22 protein-coding genes are annotated in these 20470 nt (G+C 57.1%); 14 read left to right on the forward strand and 8 right to left on the reverse strand.

What is annotated here, in order from left to right:
- Positions 1-92: 92 nt before the first annotated feature.
- Together gorA and galU are read right to left on the reverse strand one after the other, a co-directional pair.
- Complete coding sequence (gene gorA, locus FEZ21_RS15310) at positions 93-1451, reverse strand: glutathione-disulfide reductase (protein WP_003445707.1); 1359 nt, start codon at positions 1449-1451, stop codon at positions 93-95.
- Between the two features lie 131 nt (positions 1452-1582).
- On the reverse strand, positions 1583-2422 hold the full coding sequence (gene galU / locus FEZ21_RS15315; protein ID WP_003445709.1) for a UTP--glucose-1-phosphate uridylyltransferase GalU: 840 nt from the start codon (positions 2420-2422) through the stop codon (positions 1583-1585).
- Between the two features lie 283 nt (positions 2423-2705).
- Here galU and FEZ21_RS15320 point away from each other — a divergent pair, with 283 nt between their 5' ends.
- Positions 2706-2897, forward strand: coding sequence for a hypothetical protein (locus FEZ21_RS15320; RefSeq protein WP_081481317.1), 192 nt, complete (start codon positions 2706-2708; stop codon positions 2895-2897).
- A gap of 26 nt (positions 2898-2923) precedes the next feature.
- Positions 2924-3205: a hypothetical protein gene (locus tag FEZ21_RS15325; RefSeq protein ID WP_003445711.1), complete on the forward strand. Its 282-nt coding sequence runs from the start codon at positions 2924-2926 to the stop codon at positions 3203-3205.
- 191 nt (positions 3206-3396) lie between these two features.
- Here FEZ21_RS15325 and FEZ21_RS15330 read toward each other — a convergent pair whose 3' ends face one another.
- The gene (locus FEZ21_RS15330) at positions 3397-3747 is read right to left on the reverse strand and encodes a hypothetical protein (protein ID WP_003445727.1); all 351 of its coding nucleotides are present in this window, start codon (positions 3745-3747) and stop codon (positions 3397-3399) included.
- A 210-nt stretch (positions 3748-3957) separates the two neighbouring features.
- On the opposite strand from FEZ21_RS15330, the gene FEZ21_RS15335 reads away from it, so the two are divergent.
- The 6 genes from FEZ21_RS15335 to modC all read left to right on the forward strand — a co-directional run bounded on the left by FEZ21_RS15335 (position 3958) and on the right by modC (position 7797).
- The gene (locus FEZ21_RS15335; RefSeq protein WP_003445729.1) at positions 3958-4260 is read left to right on the forward strand and encodes a DUF1883 domain-containing protein; all 303 of its coding nucleotides are present in this window, start codon (positions 3958-3960) and stop codon (positions 4258-4260) included.
- A gap of 36 nt (positions 4261-4296) precedes the next feature.
- Entirely contained in the window at positions 4297-4476 is a 180-nt protein-coding gene (locus FEZ21_RS15340) for a hypothetical protein (RefSeq protein WP_003445731.1), read from the forward strand.
- Positions 4477-4479: 3 nt separating this feature from the next.
- Positions 4480-5136: a DNA oxidative demethylase AlkB gene (alkB, locus tag FEZ21_RS15345; RefSeq protein WP_003445732.1), complete on the forward strand. Its 657-nt coding sequence runs from the start codon at positions 4480-4482 to the stop codon at positions 5134-5136.
- A 121-nt stretch (positions 5137-5257) separates the two neighbouring features.
- Positions 5258-6025 (forward strand): molybdate ABC transporter substrate-binding protein, encoded by a 768-nt coding sequence (gene modA / locus FEZ21_RS15350; protein WP_160627740.1) that lies wholly within the window; start codon positions 5258-5260, stop codon positions 6023-6025.
- Positions 6026-6706 carry a molybdate ABC transporter permease subunit gene (gene modB, locus FEZ21_RS15355; RefSeq protein ID WP_003445736.1) on the forward strand — a complete coding sequence of 227 codons (681 nt, stop codon included), beginning with the start codon at positions 6026-6028 and terminating at the stop codon, positions 6704-6706. It abuts the gene before it with no gap.
- A 2-nt stretch (positions 6707-6708) separates the two neighbouring features.
- Entirely contained in the window at positions 6709-7797 is a 1089-nt protein-coding gene (gene modC / locus FEZ21_RS15360) for a molybdenum ABC transporter ATP-binding protein (protein WP_160627742.1), read from the forward strand.
- Here the strand turns inward: modC and FEZ21_RS15365 are convergent.
- Positions 7789-9084, reverse strand: coding sequence for a Wzz/FepE/Etk N-terminal domain-containing protein (locus tag FEZ21_RS15365; RefSeq protein WP_003445751.1), 1296 nt, complete (start codon positions 9082-9084; stop codon positions 7789-7791). The genes modC and FEZ21_RS15365 overlap by 9 nt on opposite strands.
- A 474-nt stretch (positions 9085-9558) precedes the next feature.
- Here FEZ21_RS15365 and FEZ21_RS15370 point away from each other — a divergent pair, with 474 nt between their 5' ends.
- A complete protein-coding gene (locus tag FEZ21_RS15370; protein ID WP_003445752.1) occupies positions 9559-10494 on the forward strand; it encodes a LysR family transcriptional regulator in 936 nt (311 codons plus the stop codon).
- Between the two features lie 8 nt (positions 10495-10502).
- Here the strand turns inward: FEZ21_RS15370 and surE are convergent, their stop codons facing one another.
- Entirely contained in the window at positions 10503-11267 is a 765-nt protein-coding gene (gene surE / locus FEZ21_RS15375) for a 5'/3'-nucleotidase SurE (protein ID WP_127195359.1), read from the reverse strand.
- A 90-nt stretch (positions 11268-11357) separates the two neighbouring features.
- Entirely contained in the window at positions 11358-12332 is a 975-nt protein-coding gene (gene hemB / locus FEZ21_RS15380) for a porphobilinogen synthase (RefSeq protein WP_003445756.1), read from the reverse strand.
- A 192-nt stretch (positions 12333-12524) separates the two neighbouring features.
- Between hemB and FEZ21_RS15385 the strand changes: the two genes are divergently transcribed.
- From FEZ21_RS15385 to FEZ21_RS15400, 4 genes are all read left to right on the forward strand, one after another.
- Positions 12525-12821 (forward strand): helix-turn-helix transcriptional regulator, encoded by a 297-nt coding sequence (locus tag FEZ21_RS15385; RefSeq protein ID WP_010657033.1) that lies wholly within the window; start codon positions 12525-12527, stop codon positions 12819-12821.
- A 54-nt stretch (positions 12822-12875) separates the two neighbouring features.
- Positions 12876-13886: an NAD(P)-dependent alcohol dehydrogenase gene (locus tag FEZ21_RS15390; RefSeq protein ID WP_003445759.1), complete on the forward strand. Its 1011-nt coding sequence runs from the start codon at positions 12876-12878 to the stop codon at positions 13884-13886.
- A gap of 77 nt (positions 13887-13963) precedes the next feature.
- Positions 13964-14446 (forward strand): YbaK/EbsC family protein, encoded by a 483-nt coding sequence (locus tag FEZ21_RS15395; protein WP_003445761.1) that lies wholly within the window; start codon positions 13964-13966, stop codon positions 14444-14446.
- 163 nt (positions 14447-14609) lie between these two features.
- A complete protein-coding gene (locus FEZ21_RS15400) occupies positions 14610-16481 on the forward strand; it encodes a DUF3857 domain-containing transglutaminase family protein (RefSeq protein WP_160627744.1) in 1872 nt (623 codons plus the stop codon).
- A 66-nt stretch (positions 16482-16547) separates the two neighbouring features.
- Here the strand turns inward: FEZ21_RS15400 and pgm are convergent, their stop codons facing one another.
- The gene (gene pgm / locus FEZ21_RS15405) at positions 16548-18188 is read right to left on the reverse strand and encodes a phosphoglucomutase (alpha-D-glucose-1,6-bisphosphate-dependent) (RefSeq protein WP_160627746.1); all 1641 of its coding nucleotides are present in this window, start codon (positions 18186-18188) and stop codon (positions 16548-16550) included.
- Between the two features lie 184 nt (positions 18189-18372).
- On the opposite strand from pgm, the gene eco reads away from it, so the two are divergent.
- Positions 18373-18855, forward strand: coding sequence for a serine protease inhibitor ecotin (gene eco, locus FEZ21_RS15410; protein ID WP_003445767.1), 483 nt, complete (start codon positions 18373-18375; stop codon positions 18853-18855).
- 113 nt (positions 18856-18968) lie between these two features.
- Here the strand turns inward: eco and FEZ21_RS15415 are convergent, their stop codons facing one another.
- Positions 18969-20117 carry a PQQ-dependent sugar dehydrogenase gene (locus FEZ21_RS15415; RefSeq protein WP_003445769.1) on the reverse strand — a complete coding sequence of 383 codons (1149 nt, stop codon included), beginning with the start codon at positions 20115-20117 and terminating at the stop codon, positions 18969-18971.
- Positions 20118-20470: the final 353 nt, after the last annotated feature.

A 20470-nucleotide genomic window follows, 5' to 3' on the forward strand; every position in this document is an offset into this window, starting at 1 on the left:
CCGGCGATGCGGGTAACGCAGTTCTTCATGTAAACCGCATCGCCGCCATCGCGAGCAAGCTCGCTCCTACAGGCCGGTGTGGGAGCCGGCTCTTAACCTTTGGCCGGGGTACGCATGGTCACGAACTCTTCGGCTGCGGTCGGGTGCACGCCGATGGTTTCGTCGAAATGCTGCTTGGTGGCGCCGGCCTTCAAGGCAATTGCCAGGCCCTGGACGATCTCCCCCGCCTCTGGCCCGACCATGTGGCAGCCCAGCACTTTATCGGTGTCGGCATCAACCACCAGCTTCATCAGTGTGCGTTCCTGGCACTCTGTGAGGGTCAGTTTCATCGGCCGGAAGCTGCTCTCGAAAATCCGCACCTGGTGCCCGTCTTCAATCGCCTGCTCTTCGCTCAAGCCCACTGTGCCGATATTCGGCAAGCTGAACACCGCAGTCGGGATCATCTTGTAGTCCACTGGGCGGTACTGCTCAGGCTTGAACAGACGCCGTGCCACGGCCATGCCTTCGGCCAGTGCAACCGGCGTCAACTGTACCCGGCCAATCACGTCGCCAATCGCCAGAATCGATGGCTCGGCGCTTTGGTACAGCTCGTCCACTTCAACGAAGCCGCGCTCGTCGAGTTTGACCCCGGTGTTCTCCAGCCCCAGGTTATCGAGCATCGGACGACGTCCGGTGGCATAGAACACGCAATCGGCAACCAGCTCGCGGCCATCTTTGAGGGTGGCTTTGAGGCTGCCATCCGCCTGCTTGTCGATACGGGCAATATCGGCGTTGAATTGCACGTCCATCCCGCGCTTGATCAACTCTTGGTGCAGATGCTTGCGCACCGCTCCGTCGAAACCGCGCAAGAACATCTCGCCGCGATACAGCAACGAAGTCGTGGCGCCCAGCCCGTGGAAAATCCCGGCAAACTCCACCGCAATGTAACCACCGCCCACGACCAGTACACGCTTTGGCAACTCTTTAAGAAAGAACGCTTCGTTGGAGCTGATCGCGTGTTCGTGACCCGGGATTTCAGGGATCTGCGGCCAGCCACCGGTAGCAATCAGTATGTTCTTGGCGGTGTGGCGCTGACCGTTGACCTCCACTTCGTTGGGACCGGTCAGTCTGGCGTGGCCTTCGAGCAGGGTCACGCCACTGTTGACCAGCAGGTTGCGGTAGATGCCATTGAGACGATGAATCTCGCGGTCCTTGTTGGCGATCAGGGTTGGCCAGTCAAACTTCGCCTCGCCCAGGCTCCAGCCAAACCCCGAAGCCTGTTCGAAATCCTCGGAAAAATGTGCGCCGTAGACCAGCAGCTTTTTGGGTACACACCCGACGTTGACGCACGTACCGCCCAAATAGCGGCTTTCCGCTACCGCGACTTTGGCACCGAAACCTGCAGCAAAACGGGCCGCGCGCACACCGCCGGATCCCGCACCAATTACAAACAAATCAAATTCGTAGGCCATTTCTATCTCCTGGGCAGCTCATCAGCATAATCACTTCAGCGCGATTGACCAGCACCGGTGCTGACGAATGTAAAAAAACGAAAAAACCACCCGCAGGTGGCTTTCTCTTGAAACGTTACAGACGGGCTCTGTTAGTAAGCTTTGCCCGTTTTGTAGAAGTTCTCGAAGCAGAAGTTGGTGGCTTCGATGTAGCCTTCAGCACCACCGCAGTCGAAACGCTTGCCTTTGAATTTGTAGGCAATTACGCAACCGTTTTGCGCCTGTTTCATCAAGGCGTCGGTGATCTGGATCTCGCCACCTTTACCCGGCTCGGTCTGTTTGATCAGTTCGAAAATATCCGGAGTCAGGATGTAGCGACCGATAATGGCCAGGTTCGAAGGAGCGTCTTCGGGCGCCGGTTTTTCAACCATGTTGCGCACGCGGTACAGGTCGTCGCCAATCAGGTCACCAGCGATAACGCCGTACTTGTTGGTTTCCTGGGGATCAACTTCCTGGATCGCAATGATGGTGCAGCGATACTGGTTGTACAGCTTGACCATTTGCGTCAGAACACCGTCGCCTTCCAGGTTGACGCACAGGTCGTCCGCCAGTACTACGGCAAAGGGTTCGTCGCCGATCAGCGGGCGGCCGGTCAGAATCGCGTGACCCAGGCCTTTCATTTCGGTTTGACGGGTGTAAGAGAAAGAACATTCGCTCAGCAGGCGACGGATACCGACCAGGTACTTTTCTTTATCTGTGCCCTTGATCTGGTTTTCCAGCTCGTAGCTGATATCGAAGTGGTCTTCCAGTGCGCGCTTGCCACGTCCGGTCACGATGGAGATTTCGTTCAGGCCAGCGTCCAGTGCTTCTTCAACCCCGTACTGGATCAGTGGCTTGTTCACCACCGGCAGCATTTCTTTAGGCATGGCTTTGGTCGCTGGCAAAAAGCGAGTGCCGTAACCGGCTGCTGGGAACAAGCATTTCTTGATCATATGAGTCCTTAAAAGGGCTGTACGTTCGAATTTTGGCGCAGTCTAATCAGGCGGCTTCGAGCTTACAATGCCTCCCGATAGCAAACTGATGCCAACATAGAGAAAATTTGCGCCAGTTAGTTCACTTATTGCCTGTTTTTCTAATCGCCACTGCTCCACATGACCTGTGGACCAGCCCGCACGGGCTCTGAAGCAGTGTGGGCAAACTGGCATTACTCGAGCTTTAAGCCCTGAATAAGCGCTATTATTACGCCCATTCCCCCGCCAACAAGGCCACTGCACCATGTCCGCCACAACAAACAGCATCAACGGTTACCTGATAAAAAATGTCAGCCCGAATCAATGGTGGATTACCGACTCGGCTGACGAGCAAGTCGCCGGTCCTTTTGAGTCGGAACAGGCCGCAGTAGAGGTTGCCTCTGTACTCCAGGATCAGCCAGCACCCGCAGCCCGTCGACGCAACAATAAATCCTGACCCCTAACTCTCGAAGACTGACCCTGATGAATAAGCCCCTGACGCTTCTTGCACTATTGGTTCTTGGCGGCTGTGCCACTGCATCCAGCACCTATCTGGTGGATGGCAAGCAAGGACTGAGCATAGACTGTTCTGGCGAGGCCATGTCCTGGGCCAAGTGCTACGAAAAGGCTGACGCCTCCTGTGCCGGGACCGGCTACAGCATTGTGGGAACTGACGGCTCACCGGTGGCGGACAATAGTCAGAAAACCTTGGGCGTAGATGTGGGCAATTTCAACAGCCGAAATATTGTGGTGGTGTGCAAGTAGTTTGCTCAGGACAGACCTTGGAGATACCACTGCCCACAGCAATAACCTGCCGCTAACGCCAAGCCCCGGCTTGCTGTCTGAACGCCCTCTGCACTTGCACCGGGTTTAATCCCGGGCACAAAAAAACCTGACACCGCAAGCAGCAGCCGTCAGGTTTTACAGAGGGGACAGTGGGCCCGGATTGCCAGCGATCAACCAGAAATACAATGGGTTGCGGCTTTGCGGATATCTCCAGGACGCACCGGCACGTTGGACATGCTTTCATAGACCTTGATGCTGCTTCCGCCGGAACGCTCTTCAATATCAATCACGGCTGTAGGATTCGACGTCAGCTTTTGCGGGACGATGATTCGTAAACCTTCTTTATGCGGCTCAATTTGTGGCGCCCTTCGAGTACTGGACAGTTGTTGTACCAGGCACTGAGCGTACGCATCAGGCTTCTTGCCTGATATCACACTCATGGTGGGCAGCGTCTGTTCTATATCCGTGACTGATGCACAGCCACCCAAAACCAGCATTGCCAACAGAACGCCCCGCTTCATACATTTCCTCCGTTAAAGATCCTACGACAGTGGATCTCCAGGTTTTCTCCCCGGCCACAGGGAATAAATATTCAATTGTGGCGAATTATCCGCGTTTTGCGTCAGACTTGTCTGCATCGAGGCATAATATGCGGCTTTAGTCTCCTTTTTGGACTAAAGCACATGCTATCTTGCTGATTTTTCAGCTAAAGCCCTCCCCTTGGAGCCCCCATGAAATTTATTCACCAGCGCGAGCACCTTAACGAAGACGACATTGTCGTCATCGAGTGCTCTCAACCCTGCAATATTCGCCTGATGAGCGACGCACATTTCCGCAGCTTCAAAAATGGTGGCCGTCACTCCTACCACGGCGGCGCATTCAAGGATTTCCCGGCCAGAATCACGGCACCCAGCACCGGCTTCTGGAACATCACCATTGATACCGTTACCAGCCGGGCGATTAGCGTGACCCGCAAGCCAAGCTTCCAGCCTACGATCAAGATCGTGCGTCGCTCCAGCTCCAAACTCCGCTAAGCCTGACATCCCCGGCCTTCAAAGACAGGAAATATTGTGGACACTACGCGTAACACCACTAAATACGTGATCAAGTACAAACTCAACGGCGAGCGTCGTTTCGAGTTTGCACAGCTACCCACCGGCTCCGATGAAGAAGCCCGCGCAGCGCTTGAAATCATTCACGCCGGCTCGGACGACAAGATCACTGATGTCAAAGCGAGCAAGCCGCTTTAACCAATGACTCTCGACCTGTTTGCTGACGAGGACCTGCAGCAACCCGCCCGACTGCAAAGCATTAGCGAGCAGGGGTTTGTGCTTCGCGGGTTTGCCTTGCCGTGGGCCGAGGCACTCTTGCAGGCTCTGGCCGGCGTCTTGATCCAGTCACCTTTTCGGCACATGCAGACGCCCGGCGGTTTCACCATGTCGGCGCGCTTGAGCAGCTGTGGCGAATTGGGCTGGACCAGTGATTGCAATGGCTACAGTTACAGCCCGGTCGACCCGTTGCGCAAGCAGCCCTGGCCTGCCATGCCCGACACCTTCCTCGCGCTGGCCGAAGCGGCCGCAGGCGCAGCAGGCTTTGAACATTTCGTCCCCGATGCCTGCCTGATCAATTGCTACGTCCCCGGGGCAAAAATGTCTCTGCATCAGGACAAAAACGAACGTTCCCTTGAAGCGCCCATTGTCTCGATCTCTTTGGGGTTGCCGGCTGTTTTTCAGTTTGGCGGCTTTGAGCGCAGCGACCCGGCACAACGCATTTCCTTATTTCATGGTGACATCGTGGTCTGGGGTGGCGTTGACCGCCTGCGCTACCACGGTGTGCTGCCAATCCAGCCGGGGCAGCACCCGGTATTGGGAGAACAACGCATAAATATCACTCTGCGCAAGGCAGGCTGAGTCACGGGGCACTGCGCCAGACAGCAAAACGCTATGTATTTTTTTATATACCGTTTATCTTCCTAGCGCCCGATACAACTCAATAAAGATGGGCCGCCCTCGCCTCTAACGGAGTTTCGTCATGAATGTACGCGTTCGATCCTTTACCCCCGGCGCACTTGCTGCACTGATCGGGTGTCTCGCTGTCACCGGCGTCCAGGCCGATGAAGTGCAGGTGGCGGTGGCAGCCAACTTCACCGCACCGATTCAGGCTATTGCCAGCGATTTTGAAAAAGACACCGGGCACAAGTTGATTGCCGCGTATGGCGCCACCGGACAGTTCTATACCCAGATTAAAAACGGTGCTCCGTTCGAAGTTTTTCTGGCGGCCGATGACAGCACCCCCGAGAAACTCGAAAAAGAAGGCGACATAGTTCCTGGCTCCCGTTTCACCTATGCCATTGGCACTCTGGCCTTGTGGTCTGCCAAGGACGGCTATGTCGATGATGCAGGCAAGGTGCTGGAAAAAAACCAGTTCAAGCATTTGTCCATTGCCAACCCGAAAGCGGCACCTTACGGCCTGGCAGCAACACAAGTGCTGGCTAAACAGGGCCTGACCGACAAGGTCAAGGACAAGATTGTTGAAGGCCAGAACATCACCCAGGCTTATCAGTTCGTGTCCACAGGTAATGCCGAGCTGGGTTTTGTCGCCCTGTCGCAAATCTTTAAAGACGGCAAAGTCAGTCATGGCTCTGCGTGGATCATCCCCGAGACCATGCACGATCCGATCAAGCAAGACGCAGTGATTCTCAAGAAAGGCGAGAACAACCCCGCCGCCAAGGCCCTGACCGAGTACCTGAAAGGACCGAAAGCCGAGGCCATTATCAAATCCTACGGTTATCAACTGTAAATGACGCTCTCGAGTGCTGACTTCGCCGCAATCTGGCTGACCCTGAAACTGGCGTCACTGACCACGGTCATTTTGCTTCTGATCGGCACTCCCATTGCACTGTGGCTGGCCCATACCCGGTCACGGTTACGGGGACCGATCGGGGCAATTGTCGCCCTGCCTCTGGTATTGCCACCCACCGTGATCGGCTTCTATCTGCTACTGGCGATGGGGCCCCATGGTTATGTGGGCCAGTTCACCCAGGCCATCGGCCTTGGCACCCTGACCTTCAGCTTCGCAGGCCTGGTGATAGGCTCGGTCATCTACTCCATGCCCTTTGTCGTACAGCCTTTGCAGAACGCATTTACGGCCATTGGCCCCAGGCCACTGGAGGTGGCTGCCACCTTGCGCGCCAATCCGTGGGATACCTTCTTTAGCGTGGTCCTGCCCCTGGCGCGACCTGGTTTTATCACTGCTGCAATTTTGGGCTTTGCCCACACCGTGGGTGAATTTGGCGTGGTCTTGATGATTGGCGGCAACATTCCCGAGAAAACCCGGGTGGTTTCAGTACAGATCTACGATCACGTCGAAGCCCTGGAGTATGCACAGGCACACTGGCTGGCTGGCGCAATGCTGGTGTTTTCGTTTTTGGTGTTACTGGCGCTGTACTCGAGCCGCAAATCTCAAGCAAGCTGGAGTTGAGCATGACCTCGCAGATAAATGTCCGGCTGCAACTCAGTTACCCGGGATTTGACCTGGACCTGGACCTGCAACTGCCCGGCAAGGGGGTGACCGCACTCTATGGCCATTCCGGCTCGGGGAAAACTACCTGTTTGCGCTGCATAGCCGGACTTGAACGTGCCGGCCAGGCCTTTGTGCAAATCAATGATGAAGTCTGGCAGGACAGCCAGAGCAATCTGTTCGTACCGGTACATAAACGCGCACTGGGTTACATCTTTCAGGAAGCCAGCCTGTTCCCGCACCTGTCGGTGCTGGCCAATCTGGAGTTCGGACTGCGGCGCATTGCGCGCAAGGAGCGGCGGGTGGACCTGGCCCATGCCACCGAATTGCTGGGTATTACCCACCTGCTGCAGCGCACGCCCAATAACTTGTCCGGCGGCGAACGCCAGCGGGTCGGTATCGCCCGGGCGCTACTGACAAGCCCGAAGCTATTGCTGATGGACGAACCGCTGGCGGCTCTGGACAGCCAGCGCAAGCGTGAAATCCTGCCCTATCTGCAACGTCTGCACGCCGAGCTGGATATTCCGGTGCTCTACGTGAGTCACTCCCAGGACGAAGTTGCACGTCTGGCTGACCATATGGTGTTGCTCAGTGAAGGCAAGGCGCTTGCCAGTGGTCCGATCGGTGAAACCCTGGCCAGGCTTGATCTACCCCTTGCTCGGGATGACGACGCCGGGGTGGTGATCCAAGGCAGGGTCGCTGCTTATGATGCGCACTACAACCTGCTGACCCTGCGACTGCCAGGCAGCACGCAACACCTGAGAGTTGCCCATGGGCCGCTGGCAGTCGGCCAGACGTTGCGGCTCAAGGTACAGGCCCGCGACATCAGCCTGAGCCTGGATCCCAGTGAGCACAGCAGCATTCTCAACAGCCTGCAGGCCACCGTCATCAGCGAAACCGGGGCTGATAATCAGGCCCATGTTCTGGTGCGGCTGGATGTGGATGGCTGTGCAATGCTGGCCCGTATCACCCGCTACTCCCGTGACCAGTTGAACCTGCATCCGGGGCAAAACCTCTGGATACAGGTTAAATCGGTAGCGGTATTAGTCTGAGTGATTGCCCTGCCAAGGTTCACGGCGGCGTTGCATGAGGTATCGCGCCGTTGCAATGGTCAGCCCCAGTAACAGCCCCACTGCCAGACCCAGTCCGATGATCAAGGCCTTTTTCGGCTTGATCGGATCAATCGGGGCTTGCGCCAGGCGGTCAATACTGACCAGCCCAAGTTGGCTCATATCGGTTTTCAAATTGCCCAGACGTGCCACTTCTGCGCGCAACGGATCGATGTTTTTCAGGAACAGGTCTTCGTTGGTACGCCTGCCGAGCATTTCGACCTGACGGTTGGTCTCAAGCAGCTGCAGTTCCTTGCCGATCTCCGAAACTCTTTTGTCCGTAAAATCATCAGAGGTGCGCTTGAGCAAGGCTGCGCGCTCTGCTTGCAGCGCCTGAGTACCCATGAAGTACAGCGGCGTAGCCTGCGAGGTGATTTCAGTGCGCATGAGATTGGAGGACCCGCCTTGAGCCACATCACCCATCGACGAGGGGGTGGTCGGACGGCTGATACCCAATGAGGTGGCGATGGCAATGGCTTCGTTCAACTGCGCAATGCGTGAATCGCGTTCGGCTCTGAGCTGCAAGCGCAAGGCCTTTAATTCGTCCTTGAGTTTTGCCGACTTGACCTTGTCTGACTCGGTCAGCGCAGCAATCTCACCCTCTTTATCGGACTGGTAGGCTGAACGTGCAGCATTGATCTTTCCGTCCAGTTCCCTGAGCCGGTTATTGATGATGACTTTCAGGTCGGCACTGATTTGCTCACGCTGGCTATTGATAGCGTATTCAACAAAACCGTTGAGGATTTCAACGCCATTGAGCGTATCCGGATAGGTAATTTCCAACTTGATATACGGGCTCAATGAAGCCGCTTGCTTCGGATCGGGCTGGATCAGAGTGATCGCATCACGGTTGAAAATCTCAAAACTTTGCTCAAGCGTACGGCCTTTGCGTGCCAGCGGCTTGAACAACTCTTCATGGGAGCGGAAGTAACTGTAGCGAGTGTCGTAGGACTCCAGTGCCGAACCGATCTTGAGCAACGCGTCTCGAGGGGGAAGCGTGTAGACATCCGAACGGTTAAGCGCATCAAGCTCGTTGATGGCCGCAGGACGCAACAGGGAACTGGCCTGATAGACAGGCTGCGCCAACAGGACGTAGCCCAGGGCAATACAACCGGCAGCGCCCATGGCTCCCGCGATCAACTTTTTTTGCTGCCAGAACGAATGAAACAGGTCCAACAGATCGATCTCTGCGCTTGAGTTGCCTGTTCGCTGCTGCTCGGTTTTTTTCAAAGTATACGCCCTGTGAACTGAACTCCTTGGCGAGTTCACCTCTTGACAATTAACGCTTAACTGCGCTTTAAAAATAAGCGTAGTGTCTGACAGCCTATTAAGAGAAAAGATCCCTCTGCTTTAGAATCAACTACATACCAGAATGAAATCAAGGTTTATCTAGAGACTGGCTGTCGTTTTTTTCGATTAAATTACTTACTTCACACTTCCAATAATGTGCCACTGCTAATTTTCAGATTTCTCCTACGACGAAATATCATACTGATCCTGGCCAACTGCTTTTCTACCCGCTATCGCAGCAGTCCCACTGCTGACGCACCTGCGCCCACCGCCATGCTTCAGGGCATCCAGCCCGCAGCCATTACTGCCTGTACGCGCCCTTGGGTAGCGCTATCAGATGGCGGAATATTTTCACGGTCTGTGTAATTATTGCCCCCACAAAAAAGCACGATTACGTGTGAGGTAATAATCAGCATGGATATTTATCAGGCAATGCGGGTGTTTGTCCGTGTGGTCGAGACAGGCAGTTTTACCGCTGCGGCTCAGGCGCTGGGCTATTCCACAGCGCAAACCTCGCGCTTGCTGTCTGAACTTGAATCCTCGCTGCAAGCCAGGCTGCTGCAGCGCAGCACACGGCGGCTGGCATTGACGGAGGTGGGTGCGCGCTATCTTGAGCGCTGCCGAATGATTCTTGGCGAAATAGAGGACGCAAATGCCGAAGCGGCCGGTGCTCATCTGATTCCCCGCGGCCATTTACGCGTGCAGTCCACCACCGGGCTGGGGATCCAGCTCCTGGCGCCACTGGTGGCCCGTTATTCGCAGCTGTACCCGCAGGTCGATGTCGATCTGACCCTGTCTCAACGTCAACCCGACTTGCTTGAAGAAGGCCATGACGTGGTGATCACGTTATCGGCCAACCTGCCCGACTCGGAAATGATCGGTCAGCAACTGGGGAGTATCTTCAGCGTCATCAGCGCCGCACCGTCCTACCTGCAGAGCCAGGGCACGCCCAAGACTCCCGACGACCTCAACCAGCACCGCTGCCTGCATCTGGTTGACCCGCTGTTTACCGACAGCTGGACCTTCCGCGATGATCAGGGTGAACAGTCGATTCGCCCCGGCAGCGTGTTTCAGGTCAATGTGGCTGAGGCGATGGCCCAGGCCGCCGAAGCCGGACTCGGGGTTTGCCTGTTGCCGGATTACGTGGCGGTCGGTTCCTATCAACGCGGTGCGCTGGTGCGCCTGTTGCCTCAATACCGGTTGCACGAAAAAAGCATCTACGCGCTTTACCCCTCGCGACGCTTTCTGGATGCCAAGGTCAAAACCTGGGTCGAGTTTCTCAAGCAGGAAATTCCGAAGGTGCTTGATCAGCACCAGGCCATCGTCGATGACCCGGCGCATTGGGCATAGCGTCAGACTTACCCTTGCTGCAGTTGCTCGCGCAAGGCCTGGGCGGTGCGATCGAACTGCAGTGGGGTCACCGAAATCCCGCCCTGGGTGACCACCCGGGTTTCTGTATCGGCGGCTTCGGGGTGCTGGTGGCGGGTAATACTGAGCCAGTAATAGCTGGACTCGCGAAAGTCCGTACGCTCGTTCACACTCACCCCGTCCATACGGCCATGGCCCTGGCGGGTGATCTGTACGGGGCCAGCCTGCTCGGGCGCAACGTCCGGGAAGTTGATGTTCAGGCACGCTGATTGCTCCCAGCCCTTGCCCAGCAACTGGCGAATCACCCCGGGCGCCAGTGTGCGGGCCGTGTCCCAGCGCACCGAGTCGCGACGGGTGAAGTACTGGCTCAGGGCAATGGAAGGGATGCCCAGCAACAGGCCGGTCATCGCAGCTCCCACTGTGCCGGAGTACAGGGTTTCGACCCCCAGATTGGCGCCTTTGTTGATGCCGGACAGCAATAGCTGCGGCGGGCTGTCCATCAACTGCTGCAAGGCCATCGCAACACAGTCGGCCGGGGTTCCGGACACCGAAAAACGGCGCTCGCCACGGGCAGTCACCCGCAACGGGTGATGGATGCTGATGGCGGTGGAAATACCGCTCTGGTCATGGTCCGGGGCGACCACCCAGACCTCGTCTGCCAGTTCCCGAGCCACAGCCTCAAGGGCCTCAAGACCCGGGGCGTCGATCCCGTCATCATTGGTAATCAAAATTCGTTGCAGTCGAGCGACCGTCATTCCTGAACTCCTTGTTGTTGGGGAGTCGCCCAGAACGGCAAGGCAAAAGCCCGGATTGTCCGGCTCGCAACTTGCCGCTCGACGCTCCTGCTAGATGCCCTGCAATGCCAGATCCATCGCAAAGTAGGTCAGAATCATGTCTGCGCCGGCCCGCTTGATCGAGCCCAGGCTTTCACGAACAACCCGCGCTTCGTCGATGGCTCCGGCCAGGGCGCCGAACTTGATCATCGCGTACTCGCCGCTGACCTGATACGCCGCCAGAGGTAGACGCGAGGCTTCACGGACGTCACGAATGATGTCCAGGTACGCGCCGGCGGGCTTGACCATCAACACGTCGGCACCCTCCTGCTCGTCCAGCAGCGACTCGCGAATCGCTTCGCGACGATTCATCGGGTTCATCTGGTACGACTTGCGATCGCCTTTCAACGCGCTGCCACCTGCCTCACGGAAAGGACCATAGAGTGCCGAAGCGAACTTGGTGGAGTACGCCATGATCGAGGTGTCAATAAACCCGGCAGCATCCAGCGCGCTGCGGATGGCCTGAACCTGACCATCCATGGCCGCTGAAGGCGAGATGAAATCAGCGCCTGCCGCAGCGGCAGCAACGGCCTGCTTGCCCAGATTGATCAAGGTCGCATCATTGTCCACGCCATGATCGTGCATCACACCGCAATGACCGTGGGAGGTGTACTCGCAGAAGCAGGTGTCACTCATCACGATCATTTCCGGGGCGGTATCCTTGCAGATACGGGCCATGCGCGACACCAGACCGTCTTCACGCCATGAATCGCTACCTGTGGCATCCAGATGGTGCGACACGCCAAATGCCATCACCGACTTGATCCCTGCACGGGCATAGCGTTCGATTTCGCCGGCCAGTTTGGACTCGGGAATACGCATCACACCCGGCATGCTGGTGATAGGTACGAAGTCGTCGATTTCTTCTTCGACAAAAATCGGCAGCACCAGGTCGTTAAGGCTGAATTCGGTTTCCTGAAACATGTCGCGCAGGGTTTGCGAGCGGCGCAGGCGGCGGGGACGAACAGAAGGGAACTGGTTAGGCATCATGGTTCCTGATGGGCAGGTTCATAGACAGACGAGCCTTGGCCAAGGCTCAATGGCGCAACAAATACAGGATTGACCCTGCAATTGCAAAACATCCGGCCGGCCTGCGGCCTGTTGTCGCAGGCAGTAACTGCATCCATGGCGCATAGGCTCCGGTTGTACATTTCGTAAAAAAGCGTAACATCGCCGACCATGATTCTTGAACAGCTCAAAGCCCTGGGTAATGACACTCGCATGCAAATGATGGAGTGGCTCAAAGACCCGCTCAGCAATTTCCCGCGCCAGGATCATGGCGATCCTGCAATCGGCGTGTGCGTGACCCATTTGCAGCACAAGGCCGGTCTTTCCCCTTCCACTGCTTCGGCGCACCTGGCCATTTTGCAGCGTGCAGGCTTTGTCCTCACCACACGCATCGGCAAGTGGACGTACTACCGGCGCAATGAGCAGGCGATAGATGACTTTGCGGCTAGGCTGAAAGTCGAGTTGTAATTTTTAACCGATCATTTCGTTATTTTGCGTAATGTGAAAACTTGAGGACATCCCGTGAGCATTAAAACTATCTTCGTTGAACCCGGCGGCGGTTATCCAAATGTGGTCGTTGGCAGCAGCGAAGCGCGCGCACCTGACAGTGGTGAAATCACTGTACGTTTACATGCCAACTCCCTGAACTATCACGACTTCGCCGTGGTAAGCGGCATGTGGGGACCGAGTCAAAAACGCATTCCCATGGCGGATGGCGCCGGTGAAGTGATTGCCGTCGGCAGTGCGGTCAGCGAGTTCAAGGTCGGCGATTCGGTGGTCAGTACTTTCTTCCCGGAGTGGATCGACGGCACCCCGCTGGTTGAGGGCTTTGTCAGCGTACCCGGTGATGGCATCGATGGTTATGCCCGCGAGCAAGTCACAGCCAAGGCCACCTCGTTTACCCTCGCCCCCACCGGCTACAGCCACGCCCAGGCCTCTACCCTGACCACCGCAGGTCTGACCGCATGGCGCGCCTTGATGGCCGATGACTCGCTAAAGCCCGGCGACACGGTGCTGGTCCAGGGCACGGGCGGGGTTTCGATTTTCGCCCTGCAATTTGCCAAAATGGCCGGCGCCACCGTGATCGCGACCTCTTCCAGCGATGAAAAACTCGAGCGTCTCAAAGCACTGGGCGCTGACCACGTCATCAACTACCGCAAGGACACTGCCTGGGGCGAGACAGCCCGTGCGCTCACCGGCGGTCGCGGGGTGGACCACATCATCGAAGTCGGCGGTCCTGAGACCCTAGAACAGTCGATGATCGCCATTCGCGTGGCCGGGCATATCTCGATCATCGGTATTTTGAGCGGCACCAGCGGCGCCATGAACTTTGTCCCGGCACTGATCAAGCAAGTGCGTCTGCAAGGGGTACTGGTAGGAAGCCGCAGCCAGCAACAGGACATGGTACGGGCGATCAATGCCAGCGGCATGCGCCCGGTCATCGACCGGCACTTCCCGCTGAGCGAGATTGTCGAGGCGTTCAAGTACCAGGAAACCAACCAGCATTTTGGCAAGATCGTGCTGGACATCTGACCCCATCACCGGTGGCGCATTGACAGTGCGTCACCGGCTTCTCTAGATTCAGGCATTTACCCAGAGAGCTAAGCCTGATGAGTCTTGAATCTGTCCGCGCATTTTTCCTCGCCAAAGCACCCGACCTGCACATCATTGAGCTGGCCACCAGTACCGCTACCGTAGCTCTGGCTGCCCAAGCCCACGGCGTTGAGCCCGGCCAGATCGCCAAGACCCTGGCCTTTCGTGTCGGTGAACGCAATGTGCTGCTGGTTGCCCGTGGCGATGCGCGTATCGATAACAAAAAAATCAAGAATGCCCTGGGCAGCAAAGCCAAGATGCTTGATGCCGATACTGTCGTGGCCCTGACCAGTCACCCCGTTGGCGGCGTTTGCCCGTTCGGGCTGGCGACCGATCTGGCGGTATATTGCGACATTTCCCTTAAAGCCTTCACTGAAGTGATGCCTGCAGCCGGCGCTACCCACACCGCTGTGCGTATCAGCCCCGACCGAATGGCCGAACTGGTCAATGCCCAATGGGTCGATGTCTGCCAGGCCAGCCAAACCGAAGAGACCGTTTAAACCGCTCTATTACGGGGCTTACAGGGGCGAATGGCGGCTGTGCATATGGAAAATATGGATGCTATCGATTATCATTATCCACTTCATCTGCACCCTGCCTCGGCTTCAATAAACCAACAAATGCGTGGCCGGGTGCTTTTTTAAAGGACTAATTGAGGCGCCCATGCACCGCTTTTCTTTCAGCAAATCCTTGATTTGCGCCACCCTGGGGATTTTCACCCTGCCCGCTTCAGCGGCCTTTCAACCCGTATCCGAGGCCGCACTGGCCGGTGAATCGGACAGATCCTGTCACTTCAACGCGGACACCAGCTACGACTGCACCTCAACCTATAGCTACACCATCCTCACCAATAACGGTCGCGAAATGATTTCGCGTATCGACTTCAGCTTCCCGGAGTCTGACCGCCTGGAAATAATCAAGGCCGAATCGACCCAACCGGGCGCCAAACCGGTGGCACTGGCTGACACACAAATCGACACCCGGATGGCACCGAACCCGGACCAGGGTTTTTTACGCTTGAAGCAAACCTCGATCGCCTTCCCCAACCTGCGAATCGGCACGATGGTGAGCTATACCCTGCGCGAACACATAGCAGCCAAGCCGCTGAGTCATGAGTTTCACTATGTGCTGATGTTCCCCCCCAATGCGGTGCGTATGGACCGTTTTAAAAACACCTTCAGCGCTGAAAAGCCAATCGTGTGGCGCAGCGAAATGATGGAAGACTTCAGCTTTACTCCGTCGGCCGACAACAAAAGCCTGGTCATTGAACAGAAGGCACCGCGCTTCGTGAATTATGTCAATGAAGCCGGCAACGCTTATATTCGCCAGCTGCCAAGGGTTGAACTGGGCAGTTCGAGCAGCTTGCAGGATTACTTCGGCGATTTTGCCCGGCGCTACACCGAAATTACCGCAGCCAGACTGCCTGCCATCAGTGCCAGGGCAGTGGCCGGCCTTAAAGGCTTGCCGCCGGAGCAACAGGTATCGGGCCTGATGCAGCATATCCACGATAACTATCGTTATCTGGGCGACTGGCGAGCCAGCGATCGGGGCTATGTGCCTTTCACCCTCGCTGAAATCGAAGACCGCGGCTATGGCGACTGCAAAGACCTGGCGGTACTGCTCACAGCCATGCTCAACGCAAGCGGCATCGACGCGCAGACCACCTGGGTCAGCCGTGGCAACATGAGCCTGGGGCTTTTGCTGCCGGGCACCTCAGCACCCAACCACGCCATCGTACGGGCGCGGGTCAACGGTAAAGTCTGGTGGCTCGACCCGACCAATCCGGTGTTCTCGCCGGGGCGCTCCATGCCGGATATTCAGGATCGCTGGGCACTGGTGATAGACCCGCAAGGCGCAGTTCGCCGGGAACATATCCCGCAAGAAGAACCTGTTGTCAGCACCCTGGTACGGAAACAGGAACACTTCAACCCTGATGGCACCGCGCGCACCAGCGCCGACATCGAAATGAGCCAGATGCGCCTGATGAGACTGAGTGTGGCCGATAACCAGTCGGGTATTTCTGGTACCGACCAGGACCTTTGCGACCGGTTCAGCAAGGAACAGACCGATTGCACGATCACACGCTCAGCCACCGGGTTTGTGGTACCCCACAAGTATCAGGTCAAGGCCGAACTGACCGACCTGCGCCCATTGAAGACACTCTCGGGCCAAAGCGTGTACCAGCCCGCCTTCATGACTGAACGTTGGGATGATTTGGTCAATTACCGCCGCACCGGGCAAAAGGCCGACTTGTATCTGGAAGATCCTGAAACCATGGACTACGAGATCACCCTGTCAGGGCTACAGGTTGCGCAGAACATCAAGAGCTGCACCGTTCGCTCGCCCTGGTTCGACATGGACCTCAATGGCAAACAGGTCGAGGGCCATTACCGCTACCAGTACCGCCTGACACAAAAGCAACGCTGGCTGAGCCATGACGACATCATGAGCGGCCCTTTCGAAGCAATGCTCAAGGAAGCCAGAAACTGCAACGATCAGATGCAGCAAGTGGTGACACTGCAAACCGCGGCCTGAGTTAATCAAACAGCTGCAAAAAAGCCTGGCCCTCTTGCGGGGGCCAGGCTTTTTTTGAGTCCGCTATCAGGCGATCGCGGTATCCACCAACACCTGGGCTTCTTCTACCAGACGGCTCAGGTGCTCGTCACCGATAAAGCTCTCGGCGTAGATTTTGTAAATGTCTTCAGTGCCAGAAGGGCGTGCCGCAAACCAGCCGTTTTTAGTCATCACCTTGAGTCCGCCAATTGCCTGATCGTTACCGGGCGCATGACTGAGAATCCCGGTAATGTCTTCGCCGGCCAGGCTTGTGGATTTGACTTGCTCCGGCGACAGCTTGCCAAGCTGGGCTTTCTGTTGCGGGGTAGCCTTGGCATCGACCCGGGTCGAGAACGGCAGGCCCAGGTCTTCGGTCATTTGCTGATACAGCTGCGAAGGATCACGACCGGTACGGGCCGTCATTTCTGCGGCCAGCAGCGAAGGAATCAGGCCGTCCTTGTCTGTCGACCAGACACTGCCGTCCAGGCGCAGGAATGAAGCCCCGGCGCTTTCTTCGCCACCAAAGCCCAGCGAGCCTTCAAACAGGCCATCGGCAAACCATTTGAAGCCCACCGGCACTTCGTACAGGCGGCGGCCCAGACGGGCAGCAACCCGGTCAATCAACCCGCTGCTGACAACGGTCTTGCCAACGGCTGCGTCTGCACGCCAGTGCGGACGGTTCTGGAACAGATAGTCGATGGACACTGCCAGGTAGTTGTTGGGGGCCAACAGGCCGCCTGAAGGGGTAACAATGCCGTGGCGGTCATGGTCGGGGTCGCAGGCAAAAGCCACGTCGAAACGCTCTTTAAGGCCAATCAACCCCTGCATGGCATAGCTGGAGGACGGGTCCATGCGGATGCGCCCGTCCCAGTCCACACACATGAAGCGGAAGGTTGGATCTACCGAGGTGTTCACCACTTCCAGGTTCAAGCCGTAGTGCTCGCCGATCGCCGGCCAGTAGTTCACGCCCGCGCCGCCCAATGGGTCCACGCCAAGACGCAGGTTGGCGCCGCGCAGGGTATCCATGTCGATCACGTTCTTCAGATCGGCGACATAGGTATTCAGGTAGTCGTGACGATGGGTGGTGCCGGCCTTCAAGGCCTGTTCGTAGCTGATGCGCTTGACACCCGCCAGCCTGGCCGCCAGTAACTCGTTGGCCTTGGCCTCGATCCACTTGGTGACATCGGTATCGGCCGGGCCGCCGTTAGGCGGGTTGTACTTGAAACCGCCGCTTTCAGGCGGGTTGTGCGACGGTGTAATAACCACACCATCGGCCAGGCCTGAAGTCCGACCGCGGTTGTAGCAAATAATGGCGTGGGAAATGGCCGGCGTCGGGGTGTATTCGTCATTGGCGGCGATCATGGTTTCGACGCCATTGGCGGCAAACACTTCCAGCGCACTGGCACCAGCAGGCGTCGACAGTGCATGGGTGTCGATGCCGACAAACAGCGGACCATTGATGCCTTTCATTTGCCGGTACAGGCAAATGGCCTGGCTGATGGCCAATACATGCCACTCATTGAAACTCAGCTCAAACGAACTGCCGCGGTGACCGGAAGTACCAAAGGCCACACGCTGGGTGGCGATCGTTGCATCAGGTTGACCGGTGTAATAAGCGGTCACCAGTCGCGCAATATCGACCAGCAATTTCGCAGGAGCCGGTTTGCCCGCAAGAGGACTGAGAGTCATGCAAAACCTCGGGAAATAAATGATTCAGAGGAAAAAAGGCAGTTTACTGGCAGTTCGACACTGGCGCGAAGCAATCTATCCCTGCAAGTGCATCTGTTTTGCACTTAAATAGCCTTTTAGTTGTCAGATACAGCCCATAGATTCACCTGAACGACATTTTTCTGTTCTGAAATAAGGAAGCAGCATGAAACCACTCTTGATCAGCGCGGCCCTGGCCCTTTCGCTGAGTACGCTGTGCAGCGTCGCCAACGCCGCCAAACTTGAGGATGTGGCGCCCTACCCTAAAGCCGAAGCGGGCTATAGCCGACAAGTCATTCACCTGCCCAAGCAAAAGAATGAGGACGACTACAAAGTCCAGATCATTGCCGGCAAGACCCTGCAGGTGGACTGCAACCAGCAGCGTCTGGGCGGCAAGCTGGAAGAAAAAACCCTCAAGGGCTGGGGCTATCCGATGTATCGCCTGAACAAGGTCAGCGGGCCGATGAGCACGATGATGGCCTGCCCTGAAGGCAAGTCGCACCCCGAATTTGTCCCCGTGGTCGGCGATGGCTTCATGCTGCGCTATAACAGCAAGTTGCCGATCGTGGTCTACGTGCCCAAGGACATAGAAGTGCGTTACCGGATCTGGTCGGCCTCCAAGCAGATCAAGCAGGCGGTCAGCGAGTAAACAATCAATAACCCTGACAAGGAACGACGGCTGCGACAGGCATCTTTAAATGCGCGAGCCCTGCGGGCTCGATCGCAGCCTTCGTTCCTCGTCAGCGACTATGGCTCTGCTGACTATTGCAAGCCGACGCGATACAACGCGCCGTTGCTTTCATCGGTCAAGACATACAAATAACCGTCCGGGCCCTGGCGCACGTCCCGGATACGCGCGTTCAGACCGCCCAACAAGCGCTCTTCATGCACCACCTTGTCACCATCAAGCTGTAGCCGGATCAGGTCTTTATCGGCCAGCGCGCCGATAAACAGGTTGTGCTGCCAGGGCTTGAAGCGCTCCCCATCGTAGAACGCCATCCCGCTAATGCCCGGAGACTTCTCCCACACATGATGGGGGCCTGTGGTTCCTTCGGCTGTTTTGCCCCCGGCTTCAGAGATAGGCTGCGAAGAATAGTCAATGCCATGGGTCGCCAGTGGCCAGCCATAGTTCTTGCCGCGCTCGATCAGGTTGATTTCGTCGCCGCCTTTGGGGCCATGCTCATGGCTCCAGAGTGTCCCGGTCCAGGGGTTCAGGGTGGCACCCTGCTGATTGCGATGGCCAAATGACCAGATTTCCGGGCGTACCCCTTGCTGGCCCACAAAAGGGTTGTCGGGCGGAATTCGACCGTCAGGGTATATGCGCACCACTTTGCCCTGCAGCTTGTCGAGGTCCTGGGCAGTCGGTCGCTGATTATTTTCGCCAAGGGCAATAAATAAATAGCCATCACGGTCAAACACCAGACGTGAGCCGAAATGGTTGCCGGTTGACAGTTTGGGCTCCTGACGAAAGATCACCTCAAAGTTGCTGAGTTTGGTCAGATCATCCGACAAGCGCCCGCGTCCAACCGTGGTCCCCGCTTTGCCGTCCTCACCACCCCCTTCGGCGTAGGACAGGTACACCAGGCGATCCTCGACAAAACTCGGCGACAGCACCACATCCAGTAGGCCGCCCTGCCCTTTGGCCCATACCTGGGGAACACCGGATAGCGGGGCAGACAGTTTGCCGGACGGGCTCACCACCCGCAGGTTGCCCGGAAGTTCGGTAACCAGCATGCCCTGCTTTTCCGGGAGAAAGGCCAGGGCCCAGGGATGTACAAGGCCCTCGACAACTGGCGTTGCAGTGACTGTTCCGGACTCGGAGGCAAAGGTCCGCTGGGCATCGGCATGGGCCATGACAGCCACATTGAGCAGCGAGGTGGCGCACAGCGTGGCCAGGGTTTTTCTCAACATTGGCTGATCCTTGTTCGATTAACGATTGTCCCGCGGCTGAAGCGATGGCGCCGTTGGCTTGATGGTCCGGGGTGGGGGCTGGCTACGCGGGTAGCCATTGCCGATTTGCCCGTTCTCAATGGACGGCTGGCGTATCACAGGGGCCGTCGACGGGCTTCGTACCGCTGGCGTTGCGGGGATCGTGCCCTGCCGGCTGTTGGGATTGATGCGTCGCAGCGTATTGTCTGCAGGCGCAGAATTGGGGCTCAGGGTGTTTTGCGCCACCCGCCCGGACTCTGAAGTCAAAGAGGTGCCGGCCTGCGCCTGGGCGACAAGTACAGCCCCCAGGAGCAAGCATAGATAGCTGGACCGGA

Origin of the sequence: Pseudomonas sp. 9.1(2019) (assembly GCF_009910445.1) — a bacterium.
GTDB classification, from domain to species: domain Bacteria; phylum Pseudomonadota; class Gammaproteobacteria; order Pseudomonadales; family Pseudomonadaceae; genus Aquipseudomonas; species Aquipseudomonas paraversuta.